This is a genomic window from Streptomyces luomodiensis (assembly GCF_031679605.1).
In the GTDB taxonomy this organism is placed as follows: Bacteria; Actinomycetota; Actinomycetes; order Streptomycetales; family Streptomycetaceae; genus Streptomyces; species Streptomyces luomodiensis.
Genome location: NZ_CP117522.1, coordinates 1,903,152 through 1,929,221, shown reverse-complemented (window position 1 = coordinate 1,929,221; position 26,070 = coordinate 1,903,152). Strand labels below are relative to the sequence as shown.

Sequence of the window (26,070 nt, the reverse complement as noted above, 5' to 3'; positions counted from 1 at the left end):
GCCACGGGGCGGGCCGCGGACCCCGGCCCGCCCCGTCGCCGTGGTGCGCGTCAGCCGGCGGCGCGGGACAGCGACTCCAGCGTGTTCCGCGCCTCGCTCATGATCCGCTCGACCAGTTCCGCACAGGACGGCAGATCCTCGATCACCCCCGCCACCTGTCCCGAGGCCATCACCCCCAGGTCGGTGCGCCCGTCGACCATCGACGCCTTCAGCAGCATCGGGGTGTTGGCGGCCAACAGCACCTGACTCCAGGTCAGGTCCGTGCCCCGCTTCATCGCCATCCCGTCCCGGACCAGCCGCGGCCAGCTCGCCCCCGACTCCTTGCGGAAGGCCGAGGCGTGCCGCAGTGCCCGCAGCAGCGAGGCCGCACGGCCCGAACGCTCCAGGCGGTCGACCAGTTCGGTGCGCAGCATGCGGTGCGGCAGCCCGTCCACCCTGGTGGTGACCGTGACGTCGTGGACCGCGGCACCCAGGTACCTCGCCTTCACCGCCGCCGGGACGGTGCTGTCGGAGGTGAGCAGGAAACGTGTGCCCATGCCGAGACCGGCCGCCCCGTAGGCCAGCGCGGCGACCAGACCGCGGCCGTCGTGGAAGCCGCCCGCCGCGATCACCGGGATGCCGACGGCGTCCACGACCTGGGGGACCAGCACCGAGGTAGCCACGTTGCCGGTGTGCCCGCCGCCCTCGCCGCCCTGCACCAGCACCGCGTCGGCGCCCCACGCCGCGACCTTCTCGGCGTGCCGCCGGGCCCCGACGGAGGGGATGACGACGACGCCCGCGTCCTGGAGGCGCGCGATCAGCTCCTTCGTCGGGGCGAGCGCGAAGGACGCCACCCGGACCCCCTCGTCGATGATGATCCGCACCCGGTCCGCGGCGTCCCCGGCGTCCGCCCGCAGGTTGACGCCGAAGGGCGCGTCCGTACGGGACCTGACCTCCCGGACCGCCGTGCGCAGCCGCTCCACGGTCATCGTGGCGGAGGCGAGGATGCCCAGCGCCCCCGCGTTCGCCGTGGCCGACACCAGGCGGGGGCCGGCCACCCAGCCCATCCCGGTCTGCACGATCGGATACCGCACCCCCGTCAGCTCGGTCAGCGCGGTCGGGATCGTCGCGGGACCCGTCCCGCTCATGACGGCACCTCCCGCTCCCGCAGGCCCTCGGGGTCGATGACCTCCCGGATCAGCCGCAGCTCCGTCTCGGTGGGCTCCCGCGTGCACGGCACCTCGTCGGGGATCACCAGGTCGAAGCCGGTGGCCTCGGTGACCTCCTCGAGGGTGACCCCGGGGTGCCGTGAGCGCAGCCGCATGGTGCGGTCGGGGGTCTCGAAGTCGAACACGCCCAGGTTGCTGATCACCTCGGCAACGCGGTGATAGCGGGTCGCGGAGGGACCGGCCGCCGCGGCCCGGTCGTATCCGACACCGCTGGCCATGTCGACGCGCTCGACGAACACCCGGGCGGAGTGCTTCGGCACCCAGTAACTCGTGGTGTTGTTGAGCGTGTTGACCGGAGCGCCGCGCACCCCGAGCAACTGCCGGGTGGGCCGGGCCCAGTCGCCGATGCAGGAGATGTTCTGGTTGCCGTGGCGGTCGATCTGACTGGCGCCCATCATCACGTGCCGGCGGCCGGTGGCGGTCAGCGCCAGGTGCTGACGGAACGGCAGCCAGCCCTCGACCGCCCCCGGCCCGGACCCGATCGCGGGCACGTCCGCCATGAGCAGCGCCTCCCCGTCGGTCAGCAGCAGGTCGGGCGAGAAGGTGAGCTTCGCCAGACGTGCCCCGATGGCCGGGACGGTGCCCATCGGACTGGCGAGGACCTCACCGGCGCCCCGCCACGCCTCCGCGCAGGCCACCACACAGTGGTCGGCGCGGGTCGCGGCCGGGACGCCGGTCCCGGTGGCACTCATGCGTCCTCCTGGTGGAACGCGGTGACGGCGGCCTGGTAGGCGGCCTCGTCCCCGGACAGGAACCGTCTCACGAAGGCCGGCCACGCCTCGGGATCGCGGGCCGCCCGGACATAGGCGCGCTGGAAGGACTCGTCCCGCTCGTGGTCGGGCGCGCAGGAGGTGAAGTGCGCGCCGTTCGGGGTCTCGCTGACCCCGTCCACGAACAGGCGCTTGACCAGCAGGGTCTGCGGCCCGTGCGCCGTGAGCAGATCCGCGGTGTCGACGATCCGCTCGCAGGAGACGTACGCGTGGTCGGCGGCCTCGCAGAACAGGTCGTCGAAGTACGGGTCGGGCCCCAGGTACTGCCCGGTGCCGTGTTTGTCGGCGCGGTTGAGGTGGACCAGGGCGGCGTCCAGGCGCAGGGCCGGGGCCGCGACCAGTTCCTCCCCGTCGTCGTAGGGCGACCTGACCGTGCGCAGCGACGGGTTGACCCTCATCACGTCCGACCCGAGACCGGCCCGGACCGGCATGAACGGCAGCCGCTGCGCCCCGGCGGTCAGGCCCCACATGAGCATCGCCTCGTCGAGCTCGACCATCTCGAACGCGCCGCGCTGCCGGGCGGCGGTGAAGTGCGGCTCCAGCGGTATCGAGTCGAGCGTGCCGAACGCCGTGACGAGCTTGCGGATCTTCCCCGCCGCCGCGAGCAGACCGACGTCCGGGCCGGCGTAGGAGACCACGGTCAGGTCGGTGAGGTCCGACCGCAGCAGCGCCCGTACCAGGGCCATCGGCTTGCGGCGCGAGCCCCAGCCGCCGATGCCGACCGTCATGCCGCTGCGCAGCCGGCCGACGATGTCGTCGGCCGTCATCGTCTTGTCCCGGGGCACGCTCACCGCTCCTCGTCCGCGCCGAAGGCGTCCCGCACCCGGTCCGCGACCCCGCTGAGGTTGGCCTCGAAGGTGAAGCCCTGCTCGAAGCGGTAGCTGCGGCGTACGTCGACCGGGTCGATGCCGTTGATGGCGGCCTTGGCCAGCCGGATCAGGTAGCCGTCCTTGGCGGCGATCTCGCCGGCCAGTTCGAGGGCGGCCGCCCGCAGCTCCTCGCGCGGCACCACGCGCCACACCGAGCCGTGCCGGTGCAGTTCCTGGGCCGTCGCGGTGCGCGAGGTGTAGTACAGGGCCCGCATCAGGTGCTGGGGTACGAGCCGGGCGAGGTGCGTGGCCGCGCCGAGCGCGCCCCGGTCGAGCTCCGGCAGCCCGAAGGTGGCGTCGTCGCCGGCCACGATCGCGTCCGCGTTGCCCACCAGGCCGATGCCGCCGCCCAGGCAGAAGCCGTGGACGGCGGCGACCACCGGGACCTCGCACTCGTAGACCGCGGCGAACGCCTCGAAGCAGCCGCGGTTGGCGCCGATCAGCGCACCGTGTCCGTCCGCGCGCCGCATCTCCTTGATGTCCACGCCCGCGTTGAACCCGCGGCCCTCGGCGGTGAGCACCACACAGCGCACCTGCGGATCGGCGCCGGCCGCGCGCACCGCCGCGGCCAGCTCGTACCAGCCCCGCACCGGGAGGGCGTTGACCGGGGGGAAGTCCACGGTGACGACGGCGACGCCCTCTTGCGGGGCGGAGGTGGAGACACCCATGAGCGCATCAGCTACCTTTCCACCAAACGTTTGTTAGGCCGAAACTAGCAGCGATCCGGACGCCGGGGGAATGCCGTGCCGCTGAGCGGTACTCACCTCCCCGCTTCCCTGCCTCCCCGCCTCGCCGCCGGAAAGGACACCCACCATGACCTCACCGACCGCCCTGTGTGCCGGACGCGTCGTCGCCGTCACCGGCGCGGGCCGTGGACTCGGCCGCGCGCACGCTCTGGCGTTCGCCGCCGAGGGGGCGAACGTGGTCGTCAACGACCTCGGCGTCGGCCTCGACGGGTCCAAAGCGGGCAGCGGTCCCGCCCAGCGGGTCGTCCAGGAGATCCGCGCGGCCGGCGGCGAGGCCGTCGCGCACGGCGGTGACATCGCCACCGCCGACGGCGCGGCATCCCTCGTCGCCACCGCGCTCGACTCCTTCGGCCGGCTCGACACGCTCGTCAACAACGCCGGGTTCCTGCGCGACCGGACGCTCGTCAACCTGGACGAGGACGACTGGGACGCGGTGATACGTGTCCACCTCAAGGGCCACTTCCTGCCCCTGAAATACGCGGCCGCGCACTGGCGCGCCGAGGCCAAGGCGGGCCGGGTCCCCGAGGCGCGTGTGATCAACACCAGCTCCGGGGCGGGCCTGCTCGGCAGCGTCGGCCAGGGCAACTACTCCGCCGCCAAGGCGGGCATCGTCGGCCTGACCCTGGTGGCCGCCGCCGAGATGGGCCGCTACGGCGTCCAGGTCAACGCGATCGCCCCGGCCGCCCGCACCCGGATGACCGAGGAGACCTTCCCCGAGACCATGGCGGCGCCCGGCGAGGGCGTCTTCGACGCGATGGCCCCGGAGAACGTCTCGCCGCTCGTCGTATGGCTGGGCTCCGCGGCCTGCGCCGGCGTGACCGGCCGGGTCTTCGAGGCCGAGGGCGGACGGATCACGGTGATGGAGGGCTGGCGGCCGGGCCCGACCGCCGACAGGGGGGCCCGCTGGAACCCGGCCGAGGCCGGGGAGACGGTGGCGGAACTGCTCGCCGCGTCCGGGCCACCGCGGCCGGTGTACGGGACCCGCTGACGTCCGCGGCGGGGGCGTCCCTGAACGACATCGGACGCACCGCCGAGGCGCCGTCGCCACCACGGCCGCGCAGCCGGCCGGCCATCCGTGGGTGGCGGACGCGCCGAAGCAGGTGGACGCCACGCTGACCATCGGCTCGTGCGGCGCCGGCGCGGACGCCGGCTGCGCCCTGCCGAGCTGACGCCCGCGCCGCCGCGTCGTGCGAGGGTGACGGCTCGTACGAGGCCGGGGTGTGGGAACGGCGAGGCGCCGGCCGTCGGGGCATCGCCGCACTCGTGACCTCCGGCAGGGCGTCCCTCGATCAGCCGGACCCCCTCAGCACCGACGCGATCGCCCTGCTCACGGGCCACTGTTGAGATCTTGTCCGCCGCGGGACGCGTCCGGGGCCTCCCGGTCCGAGGCCGGCCAGACGTAGGGCAGGTCGTCCGGCACGCCGGGGAAGCGGGGGGCGTACACCCCGGGGTCCTTGCGTACGAGAGCCGACTGGTGGCTGCGGTGGAAGGCGGCGTCACCGAGCCACGGCGGCAGTTCCCCGGCCCCCGCCAGTTCGCTCTGGCCGCGGACCGGGAGGCCGGGGCGGCGTGCGGCGAGGTCGGCGACCAGGGAGGCGGCGCAGCTGTCCTGATGCCCCAGCTCCCGCCACACCCGGCACATCTCCAGCCCGTACCGGACGAGGGCCTCTTCGTATCCGGTCCACATCCGCACGGCGGGGTGCCGCCGCCAGCCGTAACCGGGCACCGTCAGGCCGCGGAGGACCTGAAGGGCCTCGACGCGCTGCTTGCCCAGCCGCCGCCGGTCGAGCTCACGGGCCGACCGCCGGAAGTCGGGATGGGGCAGGAACGTCTGCATCTCAACTCGTCCGCATCTCATCTCTTCGACCCCGAGTGCCCCCGTATCTCCGGTCGAACCGGTCTGTGCACGGCACCTTCCTGCCATGATGTTGCGCCGTCGCGCCGGCGAAGGTTAAACCTTTATCGCGATGGGGGGAGCTTTTGCGCGCCTGCTCCCAGGCGGCTGAATTGTCCGCCGGTGTACTCGATATGCGAGCGAGATCTGGATCCCGGCGTTCTGCTTGACGCGTCGGCCAAACAAGGGATCGGGGATGGCAGGAACACTCGGGAGCACGCTGCCTACGAGGCGGGTACAGCACGACAGCGGTGTGCTCTCGGCGCCGACCGCGCCGCGGGTGCGTGTTCCGGTATTCGGAGATGCGCTGCGCCTGCGGTCGGACCTGCTGAATGCCATCCAGCACGCCGCCGCGGCCGGCGGCGAGGTCTCCTCTTTCCACATCGGCCCCAAGCGCATGATTTTCGTGAATCGGAGCGCCGCGGCGGACGTCGTTCTCTCCGACATTCACACCTTCGGCAAACCGGACGGCGAGAATCCGCTGCGGCTGGTCCTCGGGGACGGCCTGATCAGCAATCCGGTCCACGAGAACTGGCTGAAGCGGCGAAGGGCCCTCCAGCCCATGTACAGCCGCGGCAGCCTTTCGGGTATGCGGCACAAGATGGCCGAGGTGATCGCCGAACGCACGAGGCGATGGGAAGGCCGGGAACGGACGGACCTGGACGTCCATGAGGAGATGCTGGCCTTCGCTCTCGACACCGTGTCGATGTGCATGTTCAGCCGGTCCGGCGACACCGTGTCCGAAACCCTCACACCGGGCATCATCTCCTTCCTGCTCGACTTCGTCGAACGCCGCATCCGTGGGGCGTTTTCCCTGCCGGTGGGCGTGCCGAGCCGGCGGAATCGGAAATTCACGTCGATTCTCAAGGACCTGGACGATCTCGTCTACCGGATCATCGACGAACGCCGCGGGACCGATGAACAGCACGATGACCTGCTGGACATCCTCCTGGCGGCCACCGTGGGCGACGCCGGGCACCGCCTCACCGACCGCGAGGTCCGGGACGAGGTTCTCACCACCTTCGTGGCCGCGTACGAGACCACGGCCAGTGCGCTGACCTGGATTCTCTACCTGCTCGCCTGCTACCCGGACGTGCAGAGGCGGGTTCGGGAGGAGGCGTGCGCACCGGCGGCGGAGGATCAGCAAAAGGCCCAGGGCGGCGCGTTCCTGGACTGCGTCATCAACGAGAGCATGCGCTTGTTCCCGCCGTCCCCGACCATTCCGCGGCAGGCCAGGAAGGACGCGCTCATCGGCTCGGCCGAGGTGCCCAAGGGGACGTTCGTGATGCTCAACGTCGCGGCCATCCACCGGGATCCGGCCGTTTACGAACGGCCCGACGCATTCATTCCCGAGCGCTTCCTCGACGGCACTCCCGGCAAGGGGAAGTACCTGCCCTTCGGGGCCGGTGCCCATATGTGCATCGGCAAGGGGTTCGCCATGATGGAGATGAGCATGTTCCTGGCCGCCGTTCTCGCCAGGTTCGAGGTTTCACCGCGGGATTCCGTAGGGCCGGAGCCCAAAGCTCTCATCACCCTGAGGCCTCGTGAGGGATTCGGGCTGACCCTCACGCGCATCTGACCCGGATCCGGGCGCGCATCTTCTGGAAACGCGAGACCACGAGAGAGGTTAACGTATGCGCCGCATGGCACGTGTCACCGCGGTGGTCGAACTCGTGCGGCCACGGACGCTGCTCGTCGGCCCCCTTTCGTTCTGCGTGGGCGTGTACGTGGTCGACCACCGCTTCGATCTGGCGGTGGTGCTCGGCATCGTCATCAACGTCCTCGCCCCGCTGGCCGCCAACGCCCGCAATGCGGTGACCGATCTCGTGGAGGACGGGAAGAACGTACCGGGCCGCCTGAAACTGGTCGAGACGGCGGGGGAGGCGCTGCTCCAGAGGATCGTATTCGTGAGCCTGGGCATCATGCTCCTGCTCTCGCTGATGATATCCCTGGCCTTGACTCTCCTTTGGGTGTTGAGCGTCCTGCTGGTCCTCGGCTACTCCTCGCCGAGATTTCGTCTGAAGGGCCGTCCGATCATCGGCATGGCGGTATTCTCGATGGCGGTCACCGAGCCGTACATCGGAGGTGCGCTCCTCGGGAATTCGTGGTGGGAGATTCCCCGGTACGATTCCTCCGTGCCGCTGGTGCTCGGAGTGTTCCTGTTCTGCTGGTACTTCGCGAAGGGAATCATGAAAAATGTTCCCGACTACGCGGGGGACAAGGCAGCCGGGCTCAGGACGATCCCTGTGCTCATGCCGTCCCAGCACTCGGCCGCCTGGGTCGCCGCGGGAGCCACCACACTGGTCTACGCCGCGTTCCCGGTGCTCGTCCTCACCACCGCAATACCCGATCGTCTGGCTTATGTGGGCCTCATGGTGCTGCCCGCCGCGGGTAACATGATGTCGATGGTCCGGGCCCGAACGCCGGTTGAATACAACCGCGTCGGCCAGCGGGACATGTATGTGTCCGTGGTGTTCCTCGGTCTTCTGCTCTTCGGGCTGCGGCCGTCGGTGGGCTCGGCGGTGATCGGGCTCTTCGCCGTTGCCGTCCTGGTCTGGTCGGATGTCTCCGGAACGGACTCAAGGGCACGTCATCATCTCGCCCGGGTCGAGTCGGCAATGAGCGAGTGAGGGAGATCCGAGAGATGACCAGTGCTGATACGCCCTATGACAAGGGCTCCGAAGTACGCGGAATCTTCGAGAAGATCGCCGGGTACTACGATCGGATGAATTTCGTCATGACCCTCGGCCGTCATGCGCAATGGTGCCGTGAGGTGGCCGCGCGCGTCGCACCGGCCGAGGGCGGCCAGCTGGTGGACCTGGCCACCGGGACCGGTGTGATCGCCTTGGAGATGGCGCGCAGGTACCCCGACGCCACCGTGACGGGCGTCGACTTCTCGGCGGAGATGCTCCGTCGGGCGAAGTCCAAACCCGGGGCGGACGCGGTGTGTTGGCGCCAGGCGGACGCGATGAGCCTGCCGTTCGAGGACGAGTCCTTCGACGGGATCACCCAGGGCTATCTCCTCAGGAACGTGGCCGACCTGGACGGAGTGCTGCGTGAGCAGTTCCGCGTACTCAAGCCCGGTGGCCGGATCGCCATCCTCGAGACGTGTCCCCCGAGCGGTCTGATGAAGCCGGTCATGCGGTGGGGAATTCGCTTCGTCGTTCCGCTACTGGGGCAGATCGTGGCGCGCGACCGGAAGTCCTACACCTATCTCGAATCCAGCACCCTCGCCTTCGCGTCACCGGAGCACGTCGCCGGCGTACTGCGGGGAATCGGATTTCGGCATGTCAAGTGGCGCAAGAAGTTCTTCGGTACGAACGTCATTCTGTGGGCCACCAAGCCGCGATGACGGGTGGAAAGAGGGTCCGCCGCTTTTCGGCGAGCTGAGGGGGAGATCTTGTGAGCAAACCTGTTTTGGCCGGCACTCCGGCCGTTCCTCAATTATCACGCGCGCAGCAGGCCCTGGAGCGGTGGGCGAGCGAGCACCCCGACCGGGTCGGAGTGATCGGCATCGACGGCCGCGGGCTGACCTGGGCGGAGGTCTCCGCCTCGACGCGGACACTGGCCGGCCGGCTGGAGCGGGCCGGAGCCGGAGCCGGCCATCGTGTCGCCGTCATGGCCGGCCGGTCGCGGTACGCGCTCAGCAGCCTGCTGGCGATCTGGGCGAACGGGTCGTCGGCGGTCCTGCTCGACGAATGGCACCCGATCGAACGTCTGCGCTGGGTGGTGCGGAACGCCGGTTGCTCGGTGGTCGTGTCCTCGGAACCCGTCGCCGCGGACCTGGGCCTCACGGTGGTGGACACGGACGGCACCGAGACCACGCCCGCCGGACTTCCGCCCGCCGGGCGTGGCCCCGTCGCCTGGGCCTCCCGTGAGCCGGGGGCGGAGGCGTACGTCGTCTACACCTCGGGCACCACCGGCCACCCGAAGGGGGTGCGGGTCGGGGTCGCCGCCCTGGAGAACTTCCTGGCCAATGCCGCATCGCTGGGATACCGGCCGGGCAGCCGGGCCGTCTCGGTCGTCTCGCCGGGGTTCGACGGCTGGCTGTGGTCGGTCCTCACGCCGTTCGTCAACGGCGTCACCTGCGTCGCGCTCGACACCGCGCTGGAGAACCTCGAACAGGGCCTGGCCGGACAGCAGATCGACAACCTCTGCATGACCCCGTCGCTGTACGCCGCGATCGAGAAGCTGCCCCAGGTCGAGGTCGCCGTGGTGGCCGGTGAGTCCTGCCCGGACTCTCTCGTCGTCCGGCTCGGCACGATCGCCGAGCGGGTGATCAACGTCTACGGGCCGACCGAGACGACCATCGCCGCCACCATGGCCGACACCGCGCGCGGGGAGGATCCGCGCACGATCGGCCGCCCGATGTCCGGCTGCACCGTGACCGTCGTGGACGCCGATCTGAACGAGGTCCCCCCTGGTGTCACCGGAGAGGTGCTGATCGGTGGCCTCGGGGTCGCGCTCGGGTACGTCAGCGCGAGCGGGCCGACCGCGGATCGGTTCATCGAACACAATGGGGCTCGGTACTTCCGCACGGGCGACCTCGGAACGCTCCGGGACGACGGGCAGTTGAGCTTCCTCGGCAGGGGCGACAACCAGGTCAAGATAGGCGGCTTCCGCGTAGAACTGGAGGAGGTCGAGCGCATCGCCTGCCAGGTGCCGGAGGTCAAGGGGGCGGTGGCTTATGTGCGCGGTGATCCGGGCACGCTCGCCATCGGTGTCCAAACGGCTTCCGGTGCCCCGTTGGACGACCCACTGCGCAGCCGGCTCGCCTCGGCGTTCGCCGCACGGCTGCCACGCCAGCTGTGCCCGACGTTCACGCATCGCATCGCCGAGATCCCGCTGGAGCCGACCGGCAAGGTCGCGCGGCGCGAGGTGGCCGCGCTCGGCGAGGCCGTCCTGCCCGGCGACCGGGACCAGGTGGCCGCGGCGGGAGCCCCGTCCGAATCCGACGGCGGTGTCCTGGAGGGTGTCCTCGCCGCCTTCAGCGGTGTGTTCGGGCACAGCGTCGCCGAGGACTGCGACTTCTTCGCCCTCGGGGGCCATTCACTCCTCGCCGCTCAACTGGCCTCCCGGATGGAGGCACAGCTCGGGGTCGCCGTGTCGATCACCGACATCCTCACGGCCAGGACGCCTCGAGCGGTGGCCGACCGGATCGACGAAACGGGGCCGGAGTGACCTCTCTGCGATCCTTCACCGCGGCCGGCGACAGCGCCTCGGCGACAGTGGTGGTCTTCCCGCAGGCAGGTGCGGGCTGCCTGGGCCTGCACGCGATCGCCGCCACCTCACCCGCCGGCCTGGACCTGTGGGGCGTCCAACTGCCCGGCCGGGAGGACCGGTTGCGCGACCGGCCGCCGAACTCCCTGGCGGAGGTCGTGGACAGCGTCAGCGGCGAACTGCGCGAGACGGCACACCGTCGGCCGCTGGCCCTCCTCGGTATCAGCCTCGGTGCGACGATCGCCTATGAGGTCGCCAGGACGCTCGAAGCGGACGGCGCGGCACCGGTCGCCCTCGTGGTGGTCGCGGCCCGGTCGCCGGAGCACTGGGAGCTGTTTCCGTCGGCGGACCCACCGCCGGCGGAGCTGACATCCCTGCTGCCGCCCATCGGCGATCCCGAGTTCGCCCGCCACGTCCGCACGACGCTGCGCGCGGACCTGCGTCTCATGGCCGGATACGAGGTCCCGTCCGCACCGCTGACGCGCACCTGGCTCCGCTCGGTGTCGGGACGCCGCGACCGGGTCGTCACCGCGGCGCACATGGCGGGGTGGCGCGAGAAGTCGACCGACTTCCGGGGGCACAGCGTGATCGACGCCGACCACCATCAGCTCAGGGAGCGGGACGTGCTCATGGGACTTCTCTCCGACATCGCGGTCGAGACCGCCGCCGGTCGGGCGGTGCGCGGGTGAAGCAGCGCACGGCGCCCGACCTGTTCGAGCCAGGGCTGTTCGACGGGACCGGTTTCTACGAGGTCTTCGCGTGGTACCGGGCACACGATCCGGTGTCCTGGCTCCATCCCGCCGGGGAGCCGGAGGGGTTCTGGAGCGTCACCAAGTACCGCGACGTGGTGTCCGTCCACCGGGACAGCACGAGGATGAGTTCGACGAAGGGCATGCGGCTCGGCTCGACGGACCCCGCGGTCGGCGCCGTCGCGAACAAGATGCTGATCGTCTCCGATCCGCCCGAGCACACCCGGATGAAGCGTGTGCTCATCCAACCGTTCTCGCACCAGATGCTGGCCAGGGCCGAGGCGTACGTGGAGGAGGTCGTCGCCGACGTCGTCGCCACGGCCGTGCGGAACCCGGAACCGGATCTGATCACCCACCTCGAACGCATCCCGACCGATGTCATCTGCGCGATCATGGGACTGCCACGGTCCGACTGGGCGTGGATGGGGAAGAAGACCACCGAGGCGTTCGAATCGCCGTCGGAAGTCCACCGGATCACGGCGAACAGCGAGATCTTCAAGTACTTCTACGACATGGTGCGCGAGAACCGCCGAACCGCCGCCAACGACTTCATCAGCGGACTCACCGCTCATGCGCACGGCGGCCCGCACATCTCCGACGAGGAACTGGTCTTCAACCTCAGCGGAATTCTGGCCGGGGGAAACGAGACGACCCGGTACACACTGGCCGCGCTCACGCTCCAGTTGGCACAGCACCCGGACCAGTGGCGCCGGATCGACCGGGGCGAAGTCGACCCGGCCGTCGCCACCGAGGAAGGACTGCGCTGGTCGGTGCCCGGGATGCATGTGATGCGGACCGCGACCGAGGCCGTCCGGGTCGGCGACGTCACCATCGAGCCCGGCCAGCGCGTCGTGACCTGGATCGGCTCGGCCAACCGGGACGAGGAGGTGTTCGCCGCCCCGGACACCTTCGACGTCGGACGGACCGGCAACCGGCATCTGAGCTTCGGCACCGGCCGCCACATGTGCCTGGGGAGCCGGCTCGCGCGGCTGGAAGTCACGGCGTACCTCCGGACGCTGCGCCGCATGGTGGGATCGATGACCATCGAGGACGAGCCGCGCTACAACGGGTCGAACTTCACCTGGGGACTGAACGCCCTTCCGGTGGTGCTGCGCCCATGACGCGGACAAGCTCTGCCGCTCCGGTGCGCGCCGTGACGCTCTGCCTCCCGGACAGCGTGTTCCAGGGGGGACGCGCCGGCGTCGCCGGTATCAGCGCATACGGCGAGCGGGCCCTGCGGATCGGCGACGAGATCACCCGCGCCGGGTTCGACGTGCAGACGGTCCGCCTGTCCAGCCCCGCGCTCGACGAGCCGGTGCACCGCGAACAACTGCACACGCGGGCCGCGGATCTCACCGCGGCATGCCGGCGTGCCGGGGTGGGCAGCGCCTCGCTGACCGCGCTGCGGCCCGCCGCGCTCGCGCGGCTCCAACCGTGCGACGTCGCGGACGTACTGGCCGACCACCCCTCGTTGTTCCTGTCGGTCGTGGTCGCGGACGGCGCCGAGGTGGACCACTGCGCCGCCGCCTTCAGCGGGGCCGTGATCCGCGAACTGGCCGGGCGCGACCGGGACGCCAACTTCCGGTTCGCGGCGATCGCCAACCTGGGCCCCAACGCCCCGCTGTTCCCCGGCTCCTACAGCGACGGCGGTGACGCGGGGGTGAGCGTGGCGCTTCAGTCGGCCGGCGCGCTCCTCGCACACGCCCGCGCGGCCAAGCCCGGTGACCTCGCGGAGGCGACGCGGCTGACCGAGAGGTGCCTGCGGGCCCAACTCGACGCGCTCCAGGAGGTGCTGGTGCCCTCGTGCGAGCGGCAGGGGCTGCTGTTCCATGGAGCCGACCCGTCGCCGGCGTGCGCGCCGGACGCCGGCATCGCCGAGTTCCTGGAGACCGTCGGCGGGATCGGGTTCGGTTCTCCCGGCACGGTCGCCACCTGCGCCGCGGTGACCGCGGGCATCCGGTCGATGGGCCGCCCCACGGTCGGATACGCGGGGCTGATGCTTCCGGTGCTGGAGGACAGGGTGCTGGCACGCGCGTGGCAGGAGGGCCGTATCGACGCGGACTCGGTGCTCGCGTACTCCTCCGTCTGCGGTGCCGGACTGGACACGATCCCGCTGCCGGGCTCGACCCCGGAGCACGAGGTCGTTGCCATGATCACGGATATGGCGGCGCTGTCGGCGCGATGGCGCAAACCGCTGTCGGCCCGTTTGATGCTCGCGCCGGCCGGCTCCGATCCGCGGCGCACGGAGTTCCGGGCGCCACAGGTCGTCAACATCGACTATCCGACCGCCTGAGACCGTTCCGGTCGTGCGGGGCGATGCCGAACGTCCGCGAAACGTCAAGGAGGGGACGGCCCATGCCGCTCATATCGTCCATCACCGGTTCCTCGTCGGACCACCGCGCACACTGGATCGGTGGTGCCTGGACCGCGCCGACGAGCCCGGACATCGACCCTGTGAGCAATCCGGCCGACGGGAGTGTCATCGGCGGCGTTCCGCGCGGCACGGCGGCCGACGCGGAGGCCGCTCTCACGAGCGCCGCCGCCGCGCTGCCCGGCTGGAGCGGGACACCACGCGAGGACCGCCTCGAAGCGGTACAAAACTGGCTCCGGCTGATCGAGGCCGATGCCGAGATCCTCAGCGCGCTGATCTCCCGTGAGGTCGGCACGCCCATCGGCTTGAGCCGCAACGTCCAGGTGGGACTCGCGATCGACATCGCGCGGGCGTCCGTCGACGCGGTCTCCCGGCTGGACGAGGAGCGGCGCGGCAACTCCGTCATCCGGCGAGTGCCGGCCGGAGTGGTCGCCGCGATCATCCCGTGGAACGTGCCGCTGATCCTCACCCTGCAAAAGGTCGTGCCGGCCCTGCTCGCCGGGTGCACGGTCGTCCTCAAGCCCAGCGAGCTGACCCCCCTGCACGCGGCGCACCTCGCGCGCCTGGCCGAGCGCTGCGAACTGCCGCCCGGCGTGCTCAACATCGTGTTCGGCGACGGGCCGAACGTGGGATCGGCACTGGCCTCGTCACCCCTCACCGACCTGGTCTCGTTCACCGGCTCGGTGCGCGCGGGCCGTTCGGTGTCCGCCGCGGCCGCGGCGAACCTCACCCGTGTGCATCTGGAACTCGGCGGCAAAAGCGCTTCCCTGGTTCTCGACGACGCGGACCTGGCCCAGGCGGTCGCGGCATCCGTCGGTCAGGCCTTGTTCAACAGCGGCCAGGCCTGTCTCCAGTGGAGCCGGCTGATCGTGCCGCGGCGGCTGGTCCGCGAGGCGGAGGAGATCGCCCGGACGATCACCGCCACGTACGTCGTCGGCGACCCCGCCGCGCCCGACACCGACCTGGGGCCGCTGATCAGCGCGGACGCCAAGGCGCGGGTCGCGCGCGCCTGTGCGCGCGGAGTGGCTCAAGGCGCTCGCGCGGTGCTTCCGCCGCGGGATATGGACGGCCTGTACTTCGCACCGACGGTGTTCAGCGACGTGACCATGGACATGGACCTGGCCCAGGAGGAGATCTTCGGGCCGGTCGTCTCGATCATGACCCATGACGGCGACGACGACGCGGTCCGCCTGGCGAACTCCACGCGCTACGGACTGCACGGCTCGGTGTGGTCGAGCAGCGACGAGCGGGCGACCGCGGTCGCCCGGCGGGTGCGGGCAGGCCAACTCGAGATCAACGGTGCCCCGTTCAACCCCGCGGCGCCCTTCGGCGGGTTCAAGGAATCCGGCATCGGGCGGGAGTGCGGAGCGGAAGGGATCGACGCGTTCTGCGAACTCCAGGCTCTGCACTACCCGGTGGCGGGCGGACGGAGCGTTCGGGCGAAGGCATGACATGGCGGCGGTTCGCCGCGCGCGACGATGCGGCCCGCCGATGCTCGTTCCGCCGACGTCATGCTCAGAATTTGCTCCATTCGATTCTCTTCTTGCGTATCATCCGGGCGCGTACACCGTCGCCACCACCCAGGGCTGACGGTCGCCACCCCCGGACGCATCGCCATGTGGTGAGAGACTGTGGCCATGTCATCGTCCAACCTCACCGTCCACGCCGTACCCGACGCACTCGCCTACCTCGCGGGTGGCTGGAGCGTGCGGCGTGAGTTGCACGACGGCCGGCACACCGGCAGCTTCACGGGGCGGGCGGAGTTCCGCGTCGAGGACGGGAACGACGGGTGGGTGCACGCGGAGGAAGGCGTCATGGAGTGGGGCGGTGCGGTGCGGGACGCCGGCCGGACCTTGCTGATGCTGCCGCTCCCGGACGGCACCGCGGAGGTGTCCTTCTCGGACGGCCGCCCGTTCCACCTGCTGGATCTGCGCCGCGGCCACTGGACGGCCGTGCACCAGTGTGCCGCTGACCGCTACGAAGGCACGTTCACCGTGCTCTCGCCGGACGAGTGGCATCTGCGCTGGGCCGTCCATGGCCCCGCCAAGAACCAGCTCCTCACCTCGGTCTATCGCCGCGCCCGCTGCTGACCGGCTGCTCAGCCCAGCGCCGCGGCGGGCACCTCCAGCCGGGCGCCGGTTTTGGCCCGCACCTCGTCCTCGGTGACGCCCGGGGCGAGCGCCACCAGCCGCAGGCCATCGGGAGTCACATCGATGGTGGCGAGATCGGTGATGATGCGGTCGACCACGCCGGCGCCGGTCAGCGGCAGGGTGCAGCCGTCGACGATCTTCGGGCTGCCGTCCTTGGCGACGTGGTCGGTGAGCACCACGATCCGGCGGGCGCCGACCACCAGGTCCATCGCGCCGCCCATGCCCTTCACGAGTGCTCCGGGGATGGTCCAGTTCGCCAGGTCGCCGCCTGCGGACACCTGGAGGGCGCCCAGGATGGCGATGTCGATGTGGCCGCCCCGGATCATGCCGAAGGACGTCGCCGAGTCGAAGTAGCTCGCACCGGGGTTGACCGTGACCGTCTGCTTGCCCGCGTTGATGACGTCGGCGTCCTCCTCGCCCTCCCAGGGGAACGGGCCGAGGCCGAGGATGCCGTTCTCGCTCTGCAGGGTCACCCGCAGGCCGTCGGGGATGTGGTTGGCCACGAGGGTCGGGATGCCGATCCCCAGGTTGACGTAGTCGCCGTCGTTGAGTTCGGCGGCCGCGACCGCCGCCATCTCGTCACGTGTCCGGGGCACGGGTTGCTCCTAGGCTCCGACGGTCACGCGGGGGCGGACCGTGCGCTTCTCGATGTCCTTGATCCGCTCGCGGGCGACCGCCAGCCGGTCGACGTAGATGCCGGGCGTGACCATCGCTTCCGGGTCGATGAACTCCTCGGCGAGGTGTTCGGTCTCGACGACGGTCACCCGGCCGCACGTGGCGACGAGGGGGTTGAAGTTGCGTGCGGTGGCACGGTAGGTGAGGTTGCCCGCCCGGTCGGCGGTGTGCGCGTGTACGAGCGCGAGGTCGGCGACGATCGCTCGCTCCTGGACGTGGAGATGTCCGTCGAACTCGGCGTGCGGCTTGCCCTCGGCGACGGGTGTGCCCACGCCGGACCTGGTGTAGAAGGCCGCGATCCCGGCCCCGCCGGCCCGCATGCGCTCGGCGAGGGTGCCTTGCGGGGAGAACTCCACATCGAGAACCTTGTCCAGGTACTGCTGGGCGAACAGCTTGTTCTCGCCCACGTAGGACGCGATCACCTTGGTCACCTGGCGGTTCTCCAACAGCAAGCCGAGGCCCTTGCCATCGACGCCCATGTTGTTGGACACGATCGTCAGCCCGGTGACACCGCTGTCCCGCACCACCTCGATGAGATCGTTCGGGATACCGCAGAGACCGAACCCGCCGACGGCGATCGTCATCCCGTCGGTCAGCACACCGGCCAAAGCCGCTTCCGCGTTCGCGCAGAGCTTGGGCAACTCATCCACCTCTCGCCGCAGCCGTTCATTCACTGAGCGCACAGACTCGACGCGCGGCACGGCACCACGCAAGGGAACTGGGCAGCCGGCAGAGAAACCGATCGGCCGGTGATCGTGGGTCGGCCATGGCGTTCACTCAGTGGACGTATGCTGAGGCCATGGACACGACCCCGGCAGCCCACATCGTCGGCAGAGTCGGCGCGGTCCTGCGTGCGCTGTCGACGGTCAACGAGGCCGGTGCGGGCACCACCGAGCTGGCGAAGGCGACGAGCCTGCCGAGGCCGACCGTGCACCGACTGCTCGTCTCGCTGGCCGAGGAAGGGTTCGTCGACCGCGATCGGCGCAGCGGCCGCTGGTTCCTCGGCCCCGAGCTCTACCTGCTCGGCGGGGCGGCCGGCAGGCGCTACGACGTCACCCATCACGCGCGTGCGAGCGTGCACCGGCTCGCGGCCGCGACGGGGGAGAGCGCGTTCTTCTCCGCGCGGCGGGGTGATGAGACGGTGTGTCTGCTGCGCGAGGACGGGGACTTCCCGATCCGCTCCTTCGTGCTGTACGAGGGCGCCCGGTTTCCGCTCGGTGTCGTGTCAGCGGGCCTGGTGGTGCTCTCGTTCCTCGACGATGCCGAGATCGACGCGTATCTGGAACGGACGGACCTGGCCGGCCGTTGGGGCCGGGCACACGCGCCGGACGCGGTGCGTGACCGGATCGCGCGCACCCGCACCAATGGTTACGCCGTGAATCCGGGACTTGTCGTGGAGGGCAGCTGGGGCATGGCGGCGGCCGTGTTCGACCGCGCCGGGCTGCCCGCCTGGGCGCTGACGCTGACCGGGGTGGAGACCAGATTCCGCCCCGAGCGGAGACCCGAACTCGGCGCACTCCTGTTGCGCGAGGCACACGCCCTCGGCCGCACTCTCACCACCGGGAGATGACCGGCCGGTGTTGCCGTGCACCGCAGCGGAGCGACCGGCGACGACGCCGGACGCTCCGCGCTGAGGAGGACACACCGTTCTCAGTCGTCGACCGGGCCCATGGGGAAGACGACCAGTTCGGTCGAGCCGTTGTTGAAGCTCTCGTCGGAGAGGGGTTCCAGGGCGGCGGCGAGCCAGCGGTTGTCCGGGGACCAGCTGAGGGCCTCGACATAGGTGCGCATCTGGCGGCCAAAGATGATCTTCTTGTCGGCCATGCGCCAGACGCACAGTTCGTGCGGGCGTTCCTCGTGGAACCCCAGATAGCCCAGTCTGCGGCTGAAGCTGCCGACGGCCAGATAGCCGCCGTCCTTGTTCGCGGCGAGGGCGAACAGCCGTTTCGAGGCGCCGTCGATCTTGTCGATCACCTCGCCCGTCGCCGGGTCGACGGTGTAGAGGTTCTCCTGTGCGCCGAGGAAGAGCCGCGAGGAGTCGCCGGAGAAGGCCGTGCACTGGATCGGGTCCCACCCACCGGCGTGGGAGACGCGGCGGAACGGCTCACGCTCGTCGCCGTGCAGGTCGAAGCCGCCCTCGCCCGCGCCGTTCGGGCTGATGCGGTACGTGCCGTCGGGTGAGCGCAGATGCCCGCGCTGGAAGGGCGCCTCGACCTCCGACCGCCGGTCGACGTCGTAGGCCCACTGCTCCTCCTCCTCGGGCTCGCCGCCGCTGCTGTAGCTCTTGACCACCAGGACGTGACCGCCCGGCACCCACATCATCAGCGGCACGATCCAGTCACCGGCGTGGGCGTGCACCACCTCGCTCCAGTCGGCGGTGTCATAGACCCACACCCTCCCCTGATCGCTGCACACGGCCAGGTACGCGCCGTCGTCGGAGAAGCCCATCGCGTTGACGTGGTCGTACTCGACGTCACCGGTCGTGGTCTGGAACGGCCGCAGGGTGACGGCCGGCCGGGCCAGGTCGGGTATGTGCGGGGCGTCCTCGGCCGACCAGCTGTCACCGTTGAGCGGGAAGGCCGCCGAGCCCCAGCCGTCGCCCACGGTCAGCGGCTCCAGCCACCTGCGGTCGGTGACCCGGATCTCGTACTCGGCCTGGACCAGCAGGTCCTCGTCCTTCCAGGACCCGTCGCGGACATAGTAGAAGTCGTGCATGTCCTCCCACTGGTCGTCGGTGAGCGGGAAGTTCCGGAGCTCCACCCGCTCGACGCGGGAGATGAACCGGCGGGCGTTCGCGTCGGCCCATTCGTAGTCGAGGAGTTGGCTGGTGCTCACCGCGTGCCCGAGCGGGCCCGTGCGCTCGTCACCGCTGCCCAGATAGCCGGACGCGGCCTCCCAGAGGAAGTGCAGGAAGGTGTTGGGCTCCTCGTTCGGCAGCGGGACGTGGGTGCGCGAGCCGACGTCGTAGTAGACGACGAACACCCGCAATCTGGCGCGGAGTTCATCCGGATTCACGGCAAGGACCCGTACGCCGTACATATCGGTCGACATCGTCGTCTCCTCGGGAACTGGTGGTGCGCGCCACCGGTAGCGGCCTGCCGGCCCCGTCGCGCGGTGCCGGAACGACCCTGATGGTGGCAGAGGGGACTGACAGCGACGCGTGCAGCGCGTGGCGCGCCCGTGCCGGTCAGGGCTGCTGCCCGGACGCCTCCGGCAGGGTCCCGGTGCGTGCCACCCGCGCGTACCAGCGCGCGCTGGACTTGGGGATACGGGTACCGGTGGGATAGTCGACGTAGACCGCGCCGAAACGCTTGCTGTAGCCGTAGCCCCATTCGAAGTTGTCCAGGAGCGACCACAGGAAGTAGCCGCGTACGTCGGCGCCTGCCTCGATCGCCTGGTGCACCGCCGTCAGGTGGCCGGACAGATAGGCGATGCGCTCGGGGTCGTGGACCTCGCCCGCCGGGTTGACGTAGTCGTGGAACGCCGCACCGTTCTCGGTGATCACCAGTGGCAGGCCGGGGAAGTCGTTCGTCAGCCGCAGCAGGAGGTCGTGGAGGCCGCTCGGGTCGATGGCCCAGCCCATGGCCGTGGTCTCGCCCGGCGGCAGGTGGAAGGCGACGTCGTCGCTTCCGGGCCAGGGGCTGTGCGGGCTGGGCCGGTGGCCGTCCGAGCGGCGCGTGTCCGCACCCTGGGAGACGGACACCACAGTGGGCGTGTAGTAGTTGACGCCCAGGAAGTCCAGCGGTTGGTGGATGGTGGAGGTGTCACCGTCGCGGACGAAGGACCAGTCGGTGAGGTGTGCGGTGTCCTGGAAGAGGTCGGCCGGGTAAGCGCCGTTCACCAGGGGACCGGTGAAGACCCGATTGGCCAGCGCGTCGATGCGGCGTGCCGCGTCGGCGTCCTCCGGGCCGCTGGTGAGCGGCCGCACATGGTGGAAGTTGAGCGTGATGGACATCTGGGCGCGGGCGGGCAGATGGGCGCGCAGCGCCTGGACGGCCTTTCCGTGGGCGAGGTTGAGGTGGTGCGCGGCGCGCAGTGCCGCGACCTGGTCCGTACGCCCCGGGGCGTGGACCCCCGAGCCGTAGCCGAGGAAGGCGCTGCACCAGGGCTCGTTGAGCGTGGTCCAGCTCTCGACCCGGTCGCCCAGCGCGTCGGCGACCAGCGCCGCGTACTCGGCGAAGCGGTCGGCGGTGGCCCGCTCGGGCCAGCCCCCCGCGTCCTCGATCTCCTGCGGCAGGTCCCAGTGGTAGAGGGTCACTACGGGCTTGATGTCCGCCTCGAGCAGCTCGTCGGTGAGCCGGCGGTAGAAGTCCAGGCCCTTTTGGACCGCGGGGCCGCGGCCGGTCGGCTGTACGCGGGACCAGGAGACGGAGAAGCGGTAGGCGCCGAGGCCGAGGTCCGTCATGATGCCGACGTCCTCGCGCCAGCGGTGGTAGTGGTCGGTGGCGACGTCACCGGTGTCGCCGTTGTGCACCTTGCCCGGAGTGCGGCAGTAGGTGTCCCAGATGGAGGGGGTGCGACCGTCGAGGGCGGCGGCGCCCTCGATCTGATAGGCGGCGGTCGCCGCACCCCACAGGAATCCGGGCGGGAAGGTACGGTCGGCGGACGTCGTCCGGGCGGGCGTCTGCTTGAGAATCGCGGCGGCCATGGGGGTCCTTCCGGTGAGCGGGTGGTCGGTAACGCGAGGGGCACGGGGCGCGACTCGGGCGCCGGACGGAACGGGCGGCGCTCAGCCCTTGACCGCGCCCTGCATGATGCCGCCGACGATCTGGCGGCCGAAGACGATGAACATCGCCAGCAGCGGCAGGGTGCCGAGCAGCGCGCCGGCCATGATGAGCGACTGGTCGCGCACATAGCCCGCGCTGAGCTGGGTCAGCGCGACCGGGACGGTCGGGTTGCCCATGTCCAGCACGATGAACGGCCAGAAGAAGTCGTTCCAGGCGTGTACGAAGGTGATCATGAACAGGACGGCCATCGCCGGACGGGCGATCGGCAGCACGATGCTCCAGAAGATGCGGAGCGAATGCGCGCCGTCCACCCGGCCCGCCTCGATGAGTTCATCCGGCAGGGCCTCGGAGAGGTACTGCCGCATGAAGAACACTCCGACCGCGCTGACCAGCGTCGGAAAGATGACGGCGGGCAGCTGCTGACCCCACCCCAGTTCCGTCATCATCATGAAGAGCGGCACCACACCGAGCTGCGGTGGCACCAGCATGGTGCCGATGACCAGCATCAGCGCGATATTGCGTCCCTTGAAACGCAGTTTGGCGAGGGCGAACCCGGCCAGGGTGGCGAACAGCACGGTGGACAGGCCGATGACGCCCGCCACGATGAGACTGTTCATCATGGCCTTGCCCAGCGCCGCGTCCTGCCAGGCCTTGCCGAGGTTGTCGAAGAGATGTGGTCCGGGCAGGAACGGTGGCGGGCTCTGGGTGACACGGGTGTTGTCGCTCGACGCCGCCACCAGGGTGAAGTAGAGCGGGAAGAGGGAGAACACCGTGGCCAGGCCGAGCAGGACGTAGGCGACCGGACCGGCGTGGTGCTGACGCCCCGCCCTGGGGCGCAGGGAAAGGCGGAACCGGCGCCTGGACGGTGTTGGCGTGTCCCGGGGGGTCCTTGCGCGCGCGCCCGCCCGGGGCCGGAGGCTTTCGGTGGTCATGGCTGGCTGCTCCTGGTCATGACGTACGGGAGGTGAAGCGCTTGAGGACCCGCTGGGCGGCGAAGATGAGGATCAGCAGCAGGAACATCGCCCAGGCGACGGTCGCCGCCCGCCCCATCTGGTAGTTCTTCCAGCCCTCTTCGTACAGCAGCAGACCGAGCGTCTGATACTGGTTGTCCGCACCGCCGGTGACGCCGTTCGGCCCCTGGCCGAAGATCAGCGGCTCGCCGAACAACTGGGTGGCGCCGATGGTGGACAGCACGATGGTGAAGAGGATCGTGGACCGGATGCCGGGGATGGTGACCTTGGTGAACTGCTGCCACCGTGAGGCGCCGTCAAGGGCCGCCGCCTCGTACCGGTCGCGCGGCACGGCCTGCATGGCCGCCAGGTAGAGCAGGGCGTTGTAGCCGGTCCAGCGCCAGACGACGATCACGGAGATCGCGGTCTGGGCCGCCCACTTGTTGTTCTCCCAGTCGATGTTGTCGACGCCGACCAGGCCCAGCATCCAGTTGATCAGGCCGAAGTCGCGCTCGAAGAGCATGGTGAACACCAGGGCGGCGGCACCCACCGAGGTGGCGTACGGTGTCAGGGCGGCGACCCGGAAGAACGTCGAGCCGCGCAGCCGGTAGTTGAGCAGATGGGCCAGGCCCAGGGCCATCAACAGCTGGGGGACGGTGGACAGCACACCGATGGTGAAGGTGTTGGACAGCCCGTTCCAGAACCGGTCGTCCTGCCAGAGTTCGGTGTAGTTGCCGAAGCCGCGCCACTCCATGACGTTCATGGAGGCCAGTTCCACGTGGTGCAGCGAGATCCAGAACGTGTACAGCAGCGGATAGAAACCGAACGCCGCGAAGACGAGGAAGAACGGGGCGATGAAGGCGTAGGGCGCACCTTTGATGTCCAGGCGGTGCAGGAGGTTGCGCCGGCCCTGCCTGGGGCGGTCCGCGTCACCGCCGGTGCCGGGCGTCTGCGCGGCGTCACCCGGAATTCCCCGGGTGTCGTCGGCGTGCGGTACCGAAGCGGAAGTGGCCACCTTCCAGCCTCCTTTCGAGACATGGGCGAGGGGTCGGGTTCCGGCGGCCGCCGCCGTGACGGCCGCCGGAACCCTGGAAGGGCGTACGGTCAGCCGGTGGCCTTCTCGATCCGCTTGACCGTGGTGGCCCATGCCTTGTCCGGGCTCTGGTTCTGCGACTCGATCAGGGTCAGCCCCTGGGAGAAGATGTCCTTGATCGTGCCGTCCTTCCGGCCCAGCACCTGCTTGTCGGGGATCTCCTGGGCAGCGGTGCCGAAGATCTTCCCGATCGGTGCGTCACTGAAGTACTCGGACTTCGCATCCGCCACGGCGGGGGACGTCAGCGCCTTCTCGGAGGAGGGGAAGTTACCGAGCTTCTTGAACAGGTATGCCTGCTGCTCCGGCGCGGTGAGCCAGGCCACGAGCTTCTTGGCCTCCTCCTTGACCGGGCTCTTCTCCATGACGCCGAGGAAGGAGCCGCCCCAGTTGGCGCCCTTGGGCGCCTTGGCGACATCCCATTTGCCCTTGTTGGCGGCTCCGGACTTCTCGCTGATGTGGGCGAGCATCCAGGCGGGGCAGACGGTGGCGGCGAAGGTCCCGTTGGCCAGTCCGGGGTCCCAACCGGGCTGGAACTGCCGCAGTTTCGCGGTCAGGCCCGAGGTGGCGGCCTCCGAGGCCGTGGTCCAGGCTTCCTTGACCACGGGGTTGTCCTGGTAGATCAGATCGCCCCGCTCGTCGTAGTACTGCTTCGAGGCGCCGTAGACCATCGCGTTGAACAGCCCGCTGGCACTGTCGATGTAGGCGACCTCGTCGTCCTTGGAGTGGGCCGCGAACTCCTTGCCCACGTCGACGAACTCGGACCAGCCGCCTTCCCAGAGCTTGCCCACCTCCTCGCGGTCGGTGGGCAGGCCCGCCTGCTCGAAGAGATCCTTGCGGTAGCAGACGGCCATCGGGCCGATATCCGTACCGAGACCGATGACCTTGCCCTTGGGGGTGGTGACCTGGTTGAGCTTCCACGGCAGGAAGTGATCCGTGCCCGGCACGTCCGCCATGTCGACGAACTGGTCCGCCTGGGTGTCGACGAGCTCCTTGGCCCGGCCGATCTCTATGCCCTGGATGTCCTTGAGCCCGCTGCCCGCCGCGAGGTGTGTCTGGAGGGCGGTGTAGTACGTCTGCTCATCGCCGGCCACCTCGGCCTTGACGGTGACGTCGGGGTTCTCCTTCATGTACCGGTCGAGGAGATCGGTCTCCTTGAAGCCCATGACCCCGTACAGGCCCATGGTGATGGTGACCTTGCCATCCTTGGACCGTCCGCCTCCGGTGCCCGAATCACCGCCGCCACCGCAGCCGGCGAGCAGTCCGAGGGCGAGTGCGGCCGAGACGACAGCCGCACTTCTTGTACGTAAGAACTTGCGGGACCCACCCATTTCTTCCTCCTGACCGACGGCACCGGCGCACCGGAGCACGGACCACTGGGACGGTTCATGGCGACATCCGCGATTGGGAACGATCCCAATCGAGATGGGTACGTTCCCAGTAAGTCCAGGGAAGAGTGGCGGCGGGAGGACGGCTGTGTCAAGGACTTGAATCCAGTTCGTTGCCGCCAGATGTCGTGTCTTCACTTCCCGGCCGTCGGCCGGTGTGACGCTCTGGCACAATGCGCTGGTGAGCGCCAGGGGAGCGGCGCCCGGAAGGAGGGGTCATGGACGCCGGCCAGCGGCCGACCATCAAGACCGTGGCCGCGCGGGCCGGGGTCGGACGCACCACGGTCTCTCGGGTGATCAATGGATCACCGCTGGTCAGCGACAAGGCCCGAGCGGCGGTGGAAGCCGCGATCGCCGAACTCAACTACGTCCCGAACTCCGTGGCGCGCGGCCTGGTCACCAGCAGGACCAACTCCATCGCGCTGGTCATCCCCGAAGCGCAGAGCAAGCTGGACTCCGAGCCCTACTTCTCCGCCGTCATCCGTGGCGTGAGCACCGGCCTCGCCGACACCAAGACGCAGCTCCAGCTCGTCCTGGTGCGCGACAAGGGGGAACTGGACCAGCTCACCGAGTCGGTCGCCGAGCGGCGGGTCGACGGCGTACTCCTGGTCTCCGTGCACCAGGACGATCCGATCCCCGGACTGCTGGAGGAATTCGGCCTTCCCACGGTGCTGGCCGGGCGGCGGTCTCCCGCCGAACCGCTGAGCCATGTGCGTTCGGACAATCTGGGCGGTGCCGAGGAAGCCGTGCGGCATCTGCTGGCACGTGGCCGGAGGACGGTGGCGACGATCACCGGGCCGCTGGACATGGAGGTCGGCCGCAGCAGGCTCGAGGGCTGGCGGAACGCGCTGCGGGAGGCGCGCCGGGAGCCTGAGGAGGCGCTGGTGGCCAGGGCGGATTTCACCGAGGAGAGCGGCCGGCGGGCCATGCGCGAGCTGCTGCGACGCGTTCCCGACCTCGACGCCGTGTTCGTCGCCTCTGATGTGATGGCCGCGGGCGCCCTGGTCGAGCTGCGCGCACAGGGGCGGCGGGTCCCGGAGGACGTGGCGGTGGTCGGCTTCGACGACTCGATCATCGCCCGTCACACCACCCCGTCCCTGACGAGCGTGCGCCAGCCGGTGGAGGAGATCGGCAGGACGATCGCCCGGATCCTGATCCAGGAGATCTCCGACCCCGATACGCCGCGCCGGCACGTGGTCCTGCCCACCACGCTGGTCGTCCGCGACTCCTCCTGATCCGGCCGAGGGGGCGCTCGGCGGTCCT

At 70.1% G+C, this 26,070-nt stretch carries 24 protein-coding genes; 12 read left to right on the top strand and 12 right to left on the bottom strand.

The window, feature by feature from the left end; all coding sequences use genetic code 11:
• Positions 1-50: 50 nt before the first annotated feature.
• Genes PS467_RS08120 through PS467_RS08105 form a run of 4 tightly spaced genes read right to left on the bottom strand, consistent with a single transcriptional unit; the run spans position 51 to position 3,515 of the window.
• On the bottom strand, positions 51-1,127 hold the full coding sequence (locus PS467_RS08120; RefSeq protein ID WP_311034672.1) for an NAD(P)H-dependent flavin oxidoreductase: 1,077 nt from the start codon (positions 1,125-1,127) through the stop codon (positions 51-53).
• Complete coding sequence (locus PS467_RS08115; RefSeq protein ID WP_311034671.1) at positions 1,124-1,900, bottom strand: CoA-transferase subunit beta; 777 nt, start codon at positions 1,898-1,900, stop codon at positions 1,124-1,126. The genes PS467_RS08120 and PS467_RS08115 overlap by 4 nt, the downstream gene beginning before the upstream one ends.
• The gene (locus PS467_RS08110) at positions 1,897-2,745 is read right to left on the bottom strand and encodes a CoA transferase subunit A (protein ID WP_311039787.1); all 849 of its coding nucleotides are present in this window, start codon (positions 2,743-2,745) and stop codon (positions 1,897-1,899) included. Before PS467_RS08110 ends, PS467_RS08115 begins: the two co-directional genes overlap by 4 nt.
• A gap of 20 nt (positions 2,746-2,765) precedes the next feature.
• Positions 2,766-3,515, bottom strand: coding sequence for an enoyl-CoA hydratase family protein (locus PS467_RS08105; protein WP_311034670.1), 750 nt, complete (start codon positions 3,513-3,515; stop codon positions 2,766-2,768).
• A gap of 145 nt (positions 3,516-3,660) precedes the next feature.
• On the opposite strand from PS467_RS08105, the gene PS467_RS08100 reads away from it, so the two are divergent.
• Positions 3,661-4,581 carry an SDR family oxidoreductase gene (locus PS467_RS08100; protein WP_311034669.1) on the top strand — a complete coding sequence of 307 codons (921 nt, stop codon included), beginning with the start codon at positions 3,661-3,663 and terminating at the stop codon, positions 4,579-4,581.
• Between the two features lie 339 nt (positions 4,582-4,920).
• On the opposite strand, the gene PS467_RS08095 is transcribed toward PS467_RS08100, so the two are convergent.
• Positions 4,921-5,430: an MSMEG_6728 family protein gene (locus tag PS467_RS08095; protein WP_311034668.1), complete on the bottom strand. Its 510-nt coding sequence runs from the start codon at positions 5,428-5,430 to the stop codon at positions 4,921-4,923.
• Positions 5,431-5,740: 310 nt separating this feature from the next.
• Between PS467_RS08095 and PS467_RS08090 the strand changes: the two genes are divergently transcribed.
• From PS467_RS08090 to PS467_RS08050, 9 genes are all read left to right on the top strand, one after another.
• Entirely contained in the window at positions 5,741-7,066 is a 1,326-nt protein-coding gene (locus PS467_RS08090) for a cytochrome P450 (protein ID WP_311034667.1), read from the top strand.
• Positions 7,067-7,130: 64 nt separating this feature from the next.
• Positions 7,131-8,117, top strand: coding sequence for a UbiA family prenyltransferase (locus tag PS467_RS08085; RefSeq protein ID WP_311034666.1), 987 nt, complete (start codon positions 7,131-7,133; stop codon positions 8,115-8,117).
• Positions 8,118-8,131: 14 nt separating this feature from the next.
• Positions 8,132-8,839: a ubiquinone/menaquinone biosynthesis methyltransferase gene (locus PS467_RS08080; RefSeq protein WP_311034665.1), complete on the top strand. Its 708-nt coding sequence runs from the start codon at positions 8,132-8,134 to the stop codon at positions 8,837-8,839.
• 50 nt (positions 8,840-8,889) lie between these two features.
• Positions 8,890-10,668 (top strand): non-ribosomal peptide synthetase, encoded by a 1,779-nt coding sequence (locus PS467_RS08075; protein WP_311034664.1) that lies wholly within the window; start codon positions 8,890-8,892, stop codon positions 10,666-10,668.
• A complete protein-coding gene (locus PS467_RS08070) occupies positions 10,665-11,396 on the top strand; it encodes a thioesterase II family protein (RefSeq protein WP_311034663.1) in 732 nt (243 codons plus the stop codon). Before PS467_RS08075 ends, PS467_RS08070 begins: the two co-directional genes overlap by 4 nt.
• Complete coding sequence (locus PS467_RS08065) at positions 11,393-12,577, top strand: cytochrome P450 (protein WP_311034662.1); 1,185 nt, start codon at positions 11,393-11,395, stop codon at positions 12,575-12,577. Before PS467_RS08070 ends, PS467_RS08065 begins: the two co-directional genes overlap by 4 nt.
• 32 nt (positions 12,578-12,609) lie before the next feature.
• The gene (locus tag PS467_RS08060; protein ID WP_311034661.1) at positions 12,610-13,749 is read left to right on the top strand and encodes a DUF711 family protein; all 1,140 of its coding nucleotides are present in this window, start codon (positions 12,610-12,612) and stop codon (positions 13,747-13,749) included.
• A 62-nt stretch (positions 13,750-13,811) separates the two neighbouring features.
• The gene (locus PS467_RS08055) at positions 13,812-15,278 is read left to right on the top strand and encodes an aldehyde dehydrogenase family protein (protein ID WP_311034660.1); all 1,467 of its coding nucleotides are present in this window, start codon (positions 13,812-13,814) and stop codon (positions 15,276-15,278) included.
• Between the two features lie 186 nt (positions 15,279-15,464).
• A complete protein-coding gene (locus PS467_RS08050) occupies positions 15,465-15,917 on the top strand; it encodes a DUF6314 family protein (protein ID WP_311034659.1) in 453 nt (150 codons plus the stop codon).
• An 8-nt stretch (positions 15,918-15,925) separates the two neighbouring features.
• On the opposite strand, the gene PS467_RS08045 is transcribed toward PS467_RS08050, so the two are convergent.
• Positions 15,926-16,552, bottom strand: a complete 627-nt coding sequence (locus PS467_RS08045; RefSeq protein ID WP_432280725.1) for a 3-oxoacid CoA-transferase subunit B — start codon at positions 16,550-16,552, stop codon at positions 15,926-15,928.
• A 30-nt stretch (positions 16,553-16,582) separates the two neighbouring features.
• Positions 16,583-17,293 carry a CoA transferase subunit A gene (locus PS467_RS08040; RefSeq protein WP_311034657.1) on the bottom strand — a complete coding sequence of 237 codons (711 nt, stop codon included), beginning with the start codon at positions 17,291-17,293 and terminating at the stop codon, positions 16,583-16,585.
• Positions 17,294-17,451: 158 nt separating this feature from the next.
• On the opposite strand from PS467_RS08040, the gene PS467_RS08035 reads away from it, so the two are divergent.
• Positions 17,452-18,222: an IclR family transcriptional regulator gene (locus PS467_RS08035; RefSeq protein ID WP_311034656.1), complete on the top strand. Its 771-nt coding sequence runs from the start codon at positions 17,452-17,454 to the stop codon at positions 18,220-18,222.
• Between the two features lie 80 nt (positions 18,223-18,302).
• Here the strand turns inward: PS467_RS08035 and PS467_RS08030 are convergent, their stop codons facing one another.
• The 5 genes from PS467_RS08030 to PS467_RS08010 all read right to left on the bottom strand — a co-directional run bounded on the left by PS467_RS08030 (position 18,303) and on the right by PS467_RS08010 (position 24,750).
• Positions 18,303-19,703, bottom strand: a complete 1,401-nt coding sequence (locus PS467_RS08030) for a WD40 repeat domain-containing protein (RefSeq protein ID WP_311034655.1) — start codon at positions 19,701-19,703, stop codon at positions 18,303-18,305.
• Positions 19,704-19,839: 136 nt separating this feature from the next.
• Complete coding sequence (locus PS467_RS08025; RefSeq protein ID WP_311034654.1) at positions 19,840-21,300, bottom strand: GH1 family beta-glucosidase; 1,461 nt, start codon at positions 21,298-21,300, stop codon at positions 19,840-19,842.
• 81 nt (positions 21,301-21,381) lie between these two features.
• Positions 21,382-22,311 carry a carbohydrate ABC transporter permease gene (locus PS467_RS08020; protein WP_311034653.1) on the bottom strand — a complete coding sequence of 310 codons (930 nt, stop codon included), beginning with the start codon at positions 22,309-22,311 and terminating at the stop codon, positions 21,382-21,384.
• Between the two features lie 16 nt (positions 22,312-22,327).
• Complete coding sequence (locus PS467_RS08015; RefSeq protein WP_432280549.1) at positions 22,328-23,344, bottom strand: carbohydrate ABC transporter permease; 1,017 nt, start codon at positions 23,342-23,344, stop codon at positions 22,328-22,330.
• Between the two features lie 89 nt (positions 23,345-23,433).
• Positions 23,434-24,750: an ABC transporter substrate-binding protein gene (locus PS467_RS08010; RefSeq protein WP_311034652.1), complete on the bottom strand. Its 1,317-nt coding sequence runs from the start codon at positions 24,748-24,750 to the stop codon at positions 23,434-23,436.
• Positions 24,751-25,025: 275 nt separating this feature from the next.
• Between PS467_RS08010 and PS467_RS08005 the strand changes: the two genes are divergently transcribed.
• Positions 25,026-26,042, top strand: a complete 1,017-nt coding sequence (locus PS467_RS08005) for a LacI family DNA-binding transcriptional regulator (RefSeq protein ID WP_311034651.1) — start codon at positions 25,026-25,028, stop codon at positions 26,040-26,042.
• The last annotated feature ends 28 nt before the right edge of the window (positions 26,043-26,070 follow it).